5 protein-coding genes and 1 pseudogene are annotated in these 5,663 nt (G+C 48.2%); 5 read left to right on the top strand and 1 reads right to left on the bottom strand.

Features of this window, described 5'->3' with window-relative positions:
- A pseudogene (locus F8N00_RS15775) lies at positions 1–255 on the top strand (rRNA (cytidine-2'-O-)-methyltransferase); the annotation flags it as partial.
- A 35-nt stretch (positions 256–290) separates the two neighbouring features.
- Here the strand turns inward: F8N00_RS15775 and F8N00_RS15770 are convergent.
- On the bottom strand, positions 291–587 hold the full coding sequence (locus tag F8N00_RS15770; protein WP_023466531.1) for an AbrB/MazE/SpoVT family DNA-binding domain-containing protein: 297 nt from the start codon (positions 585–587) through the stop codon (positions 291–293).
- A 324-nt stretch (positions 588–911) separates the two neighbouring features.
- Here F8N00_RS15770 and metG point away from each other — a divergent pair, with 324 nt between their 5' ends.
- The 4 genes from metG to rnmV all read left to right on the top strand — a co-directional run bounded on the left by metG (position 912) and on the right by rnmV (position 5,610).
- Positions 912–2,891: a methionine--tRNA ligase gene (gene metG / locus F8N00_RS15765; RefSeq protein ID WP_276327342.1), complete on the top strand. Its 1,980-nt coding sequence runs from the start codon at positions 912–914 to the stop codon at positions 2,889–2,891.
- A 59-nt stretch (positions 2,892–2,950) separates the two neighbouring features.
- Positions 2,951–3,718 carry a TatD family hydrolase gene (locus F8N00_RS15760; protein ID WP_075643145.1) on the top strand — a complete coding sequence of 256 codons (768 nt, stop codon included), beginning with the start codon at positions 2,951–2,953 and terminating at the stop codon, positions 3,716–3,718.
- A complete protein-coding gene (locus F8N00_RS15755; RefSeq protein ID WP_075643144.1) occupies positions 3,715–4,986 on the top strand; it encodes a 3D domain-containing protein in 1,272 nt (423 codons plus the stop codon). Before F8N00_RS15760 ends, F8N00_RS15755 begins: the two co-directional genes overlap by 4 nt.
- A 66-nt stretch (positions 4,987–5,052) precedes the next feature.
- Positions 5,053–5,610 (top strand): ribonuclease M5, encoded by a 558-nt coding sequence (rnmV, locus tag F8N00_RS15750; protein ID WP_023466539.1) that lies wholly within the window; start codon positions 5,053–5,055, stop codon positions 5,608–5,610.
- Positions 5,611–5,663 lie beyond the last annotated feature (53 nt).

Here is a 5,663-nt window from a genome sequence, read left to right as displayed (position 1 = left end):
GAGGAATACATTCGGGGGAGCGTGAGTGAATTACGTGCTTGGGCAGCAGAAGACGTTCGAGGTGAGTTCGTCGTTCTTGTCGAAGGGTCAAATGAAGAACGACCTGATGCGGTCATTCAAGACAGTGATCCACTCGAGCAAATCCGTCGGTATATCGAAGAAGGCGAAAAGCCGAATGCAGCGTTGAAGCGTGTCGCCAAGGAACGGGGACTGGATCGTCAGGAGCTGTATCTTGCGTTTCACGAAGCAGATTAAAAAAAGGAAGCCCCGTCAGGAGCTTCCTTTTTTGTTTACTCGTTGCTTGCGTAATGACGATCGAGGAAATCTTTTAATTCAACGAGAACGCGTTGTGCGCCATCTGGTGAAAGAATCAATTTACCATCAGCCAATTTGAAGTTATCTTCTGATACTTCTCCTGTTACTTGGCAAGTCATGTTTGGTTTATATTTTTTAAGGATGATCTGTTCGTTGTCGACATAGATCTCGAGGGCATCCTTTTCTGCAATTTGAAGTGTACGGCGTAATTCGATTGGAATTACGACACGACCGAGCTCGTCTACCTTACGTACAATACCTGTTGATTTCATTTTGTTGTTCCTCCTTTGATGTCATGGATCTCTTTTTCTTTTGAAAAATCGTCAAAATTCGACATCGTTTCTATAGAATGTAGAATACTAGACTTTCCAAAAGTAGTCAACCAATCTGAATAGCTTGAAATCAAAATGTCATTTATTTCTCAAAAACACCATATTTGAAACGATTTATTAATACATTTTCCCTTTTTAAAGGAAATGAAACTATAGAGTGTGTTTTTTTGTAATTTGATGTCTGATGTCAAAAAATGTTTTGATTCGACAAAAAGTGAGTTTCGACATCAGTCCCGTAACAGCGTATAATAGCCTATAATGAAGATGGAAATCAGAGAACGGAGGAATAACATGGCAAAGACATTTTATATCACGACCCCGATTTATTACCCAAGTGCAAAACTACATATCGGTCACGCGTACACGACGGTGGCTGGAGATGCGATGGCACGGTACAAACGACTTCAAGGATTTGATGTCCGGTATTTGACTGGTAGCGATGAGCATGGTCAAAAGATCCAGGAAAAAGCAGCAGAAGCAGGGATTTCGGAACAGGCATTCGTCGACGGTGTCGTCGAACAGATTAAAGTCTTATGGGATCGTCTCGACATTTCGTACGATGATTATATCCGGACGACAGAACCACGTCACAAGAAAGTCGTCGAAAAAGTGTTCGAGACACTTCTTGAATCAGGCGATATCTATTTAGGTGAATACGAAGGTTGGTATTCGATTCCGGATGAGACGTACTATACGGAATCACAACTCGTCGACGGGAAGAGCCCTGACAGTGGACACCCGGTCGAGCTCGTTCGCGAAGAATGTTACTTCTTCCGGATCAGTAAGTACGCGGACCGTCTGCTTGAGTACTTTGAGGCGAATCCGTCATTCATCTTGCCAGAATCACGTAAACACGAAATGATCAATAACTTCATTAAACCAGGTCTTCAAGACTTAGCGGTCTCACGGACGACATTCAACTGGGGTGTACAAGTCCCGTCGAATCCAAAACACGTCGTCTACGTCTGGATCGATGCGTTGACGAATTACATCTCGTCACTCGGTTACGGTACGGACGATCACGGTAACTTCGATAAGTACTGGCCAGCAGATGTCCATCTCGTCGGAAAAGAAATCGTTCGTTTCCACACGATCATCTGGCCGGCACTCTTGATGGCGCTTGACCTCCCATTACCGAAGAAAGTCTTCGCACATGGTTGGTTGTTGATGAAAGACGGAAAAATGTCGAAATCAAAAGGAAACGTCGTCGATCCGATTCCGTTGACGGATCGCTACGGTCTCGACGCCCTTCGTTATTACCTCTTACGGGAAGTGCCATTCGGTTCGGACGGTATGTTCACACCTGAAGCATTCGTTGAGCGGATGAACTACGATTTGGCGAACGATCTCGGGAACTTACTCAACCGGACGATCGCGATGGTCACGAAATACTTTGATGGTGAGATCCCAGCCTATACAGGTAACGTGACACCGTTTGATGCGACACTGTCGGATCTTGCAAAAGAAACGGTCACGAAAGTCGAAGCATCGATGGAACACATGGAATTCTCTGTCGTACTGTCGAACATTTGGCAATTGATCAGCCGTGCCAACAAATACATCGATGAGACACAACCGTGGGTGCTTGCAAAAGACGAATCCAAAACGGCGGAACTCGGTTCTGTCATGGTGCATCTCGTTGGCGTCTTGCGTCACGTGGCGATCATGTTGCAACCGTTCATGACGCGTTCACCAAAAGAGATCTTCGCGCAACTGGGTCTCTCTGGACAAGCGATGGACTGGGCAGCGCTCGAGAAATTCGCAGATATCACACCAGGAACAAAAGTCGATACAGCGACACCGATCTTCCCACGTCTCGACGTCAAAGAAGAAGTCGAAGCAATCGTCGACATGATGCGCCAAGCTTCTGCAGCACGTGTTGAGGAAGAGGAAGTTGAAGAAGAAGACGAAGATATTCGTCCAGAAACGACAATCGATGTCTTTGACCAAATCGAACTCCGTGTCGGTGAAGTCGTGACGGCTGAAAAAATCAAAAAGGCGAAAAAACTATTGAAGTTACAAGTCGATATGGGTAAAGAAACACGCCAAATCGTCTCTGGTATCGCTCAGTGGTATGAGCCGGAAGATTTAGTCGGACGAAAAGTCATCGTCGTGGCGAACTTAAAACCGGTCACGTTACGTGGCGAACTCTCACAAGGAATGGTCCTTGCTGCTGAAAAAGCAGGAAAACTTGAACTGGCGACGGTTCCGTCAACGATGGCGAACGGCGCAAGCGTAAAATAAAACCGATGCCTGTGGACTCCATGTCACAGGCATTTTTTTAAAGAAGGAGTCGAACAGCTATGTTAATCGATACACACACTCACTTAAATGCAGACCAATTCGCGGACGACGTCCATGAGACGATTGAGCGGGCACGCGCGAACGGTGTCTCACCGATGATCGTCGTCGGATTTGATCATAAGACGATTGATCGTGCGATGGAACTCGTCGAAGCGTACGATGATCTTTATGCGGTCATCGGGTGGCATCCCGTCGACTCGATTGATTTTGATGAGGAAGCGTACCAAAAGGTCGAACGGTTGATGGATCACGAAAAAGTCGTTGCGCTTGGAGAAATCGGACTCGACTATCACTGGGATACGTCACCGAAAGATGTGCAGCAGGAAGCTTTTCGTAAACAAATCCGGCTTGCGAAGCAGAAAAAGAAGCCGATCGTCATCCATAACCGGGAAGCGACAGAAGATACATTACGGATTCTTGAAGAAGAAGATGCGAAAGAAGTCGGTGGGATTCTGCATAGCTACAGCATGAGTGCTGAATTATTACCACGCTGCCTGGCGATGAACTTCTATATTTCACTCGGAGGTCCCGTCACGTTCAAGAATGCGAAGATGCCGAAGCGTGTTGCGCAGGAAGTCCCGCTCGATCGTCTACTCGTCGAGACGGATTGTCCGTATCTGACACCGACGCCACACCGCGGGAAACGCAACGAACCCGCTTACGTCCGGTTCGTCGCTGAAGAGATTGCGCAGCTCCGTGGCATGATGTATGCCGACGTGGAAGCAGCAACGACCGAAAATGCCAAACGGATCTTCCGCTTGCCATGATGCGTTCGTTGACGTTTACTACGATTGGATTCAGCCTCTTACTTGTTGCTGCACTCATCTATGGAATGATGGATCATCCACAAACCGTGACCGTCTTGATTGATGGACAAGAGCAGCAAATTGAAACGACAGCCGATTCCGTTTATGGCGTACTTAAAGAAGCAGGCATCACGACGCGAACGAATGACATCATCGAACCAGCGCTCAGTGCTGATTTACCAGAAAAACGGTTGATCGTCATTCAGCGTGCGAAAGAGATCACACTGATCATGGGCTATGGTGAATCCCGTCGTGTTCGGACGCAGGCGCGCCAAGTGAAGGATTTGCTGGCAGAACGTGGTATCAAGAAAGCGGAGACGGATGATATCTATCCGTCCTCTGACGCTGTTCTGAAGAGTGGTATGACGGTGCGATACCGAGAAGCTTTTCCTGTTGATCTTGTCGTCGGTGGAAAAGCCCGACAACTCTACACATATGAGACGTCGGTCCGGGAATTGTTAGCGCGAGAAGGAATTCGCTTGCAAAAAGAAGATCGGGTCGCTCCAGATCCCGACACCCGCGTGACGGAAGGGACGTTGATTACGGTCAACACGACACGTCGTGCAACGTTGACGCAGGAACAGCTCGTTCCGTTTGAAATCGAAGAAGTCGAGGACCCAACTTTACCGGAAGGCGAACAACTCGTGACGGCATCTGGTCGTCCAGGTGTCCGAACGAAAAAGTATCAATTGACGCTTGCTAACGGTTTGAGCAAAGAGAAAAAACTGATTGGTGATCAAGTGACGCAGACACCCGTCAAACAAGTCGTCAAAGTCGGAACCAAACCGGTCGAGACACCCGTCGAAGCGCCTGTCTTCAACGAAGAACAGGCGACGAATCCGTTAGCTGAAACACCGAAGGCCGATACGGATCTTGATTTTGCAAGTGCGAAGAGCTTGATGGTCGAAGCGACAGCGTATACGAACGATCCAGCTTCAAACGGCAGTCGTTTGTATAACGGTCGCGCCTTGACAGCGACCGGGTATGACGTGACAGATACGATCACCTATCAAGGGATGCCGATTATCGCGGTTGATCCGAAGGTCATTCCGCTTGGTACGAAGGTCTACGTCAAAGGAGTGGGGCTTGCGATCGCCCTCGATACCGGTGGCGCCATCAAAGGCAATAAGATTGATGTCTTGGTCGACGGAGAACAAAAAGCGAAGACGTTCGGTCGAAAACAACTGCAAGTCTGGGTCATTCCTAGTGCAACGGAAGCGGACACGTGACGCTTCCTTGTTTTTTTCGTGGAAACAGGTACAATTACGAGAGTGTTTGAAGAAGGTGGAGAGATCATGCGGAAACGCTTAAAAGAAGTCATCGTCGTCGAAGGACGGGATGATACGACACGATTACAAGAAGTCTTTGATGTCGATACAATTGAAACGAACGGCTCAGCCGTCAACGAACAAACGATGCAACGCATCGAGAAGGCGCTGGAACGGCGCGGTGTCATCATTTTCACGGATCCTGATTTTCCAGGAGATCGTATCCGTGCTCGAATCAATGAACGCGTACCAGGCTGTAAACATGCTTATCTTCCGCGTGCTCAAGCAAAAGACAAGCGAGGCAAAATCGGTGTGGAGCATGCCTCACCTGCCGCAATCGAAGAAGCGCTCGCTGCTGTCTATGAGACGGAAGAAGCACCGGTTGCTGAAGTGACACGTGAGATGATTCTGGCAGCTGATTTGATTGGTGGACCAGCAGCCTCGATCCGCCGTCGTCGTCTCGGTCAGATTCTTGCGATTGGTGAACCAAATGCCAAACAACTTGTCAAACGCGTCGCATCAATCCGGATCACGCGGGCAGAATGGGAAGCGGCTTTGAAACAATTAGAGGAGGAAGAAGTTTGAAAGACATTGCTACATTGCACCGGACCTGTCTCTTATACACATCTCCGAGCCCA

Source organism: Exiguobacterium sp. A1_3_1 (assembly GCF_048985645.1).
Classification (GTDB): domain Bacteria; phylum Bacillota; class Bacilli; order Exiguobacteriales; family Exiguobacteriaceae; genus Exiguobacterium_A; species Exiguobacterium_A indicum.
This window is presented reverse-complemented; position numbering and strand designations above follow the sequence as displayed.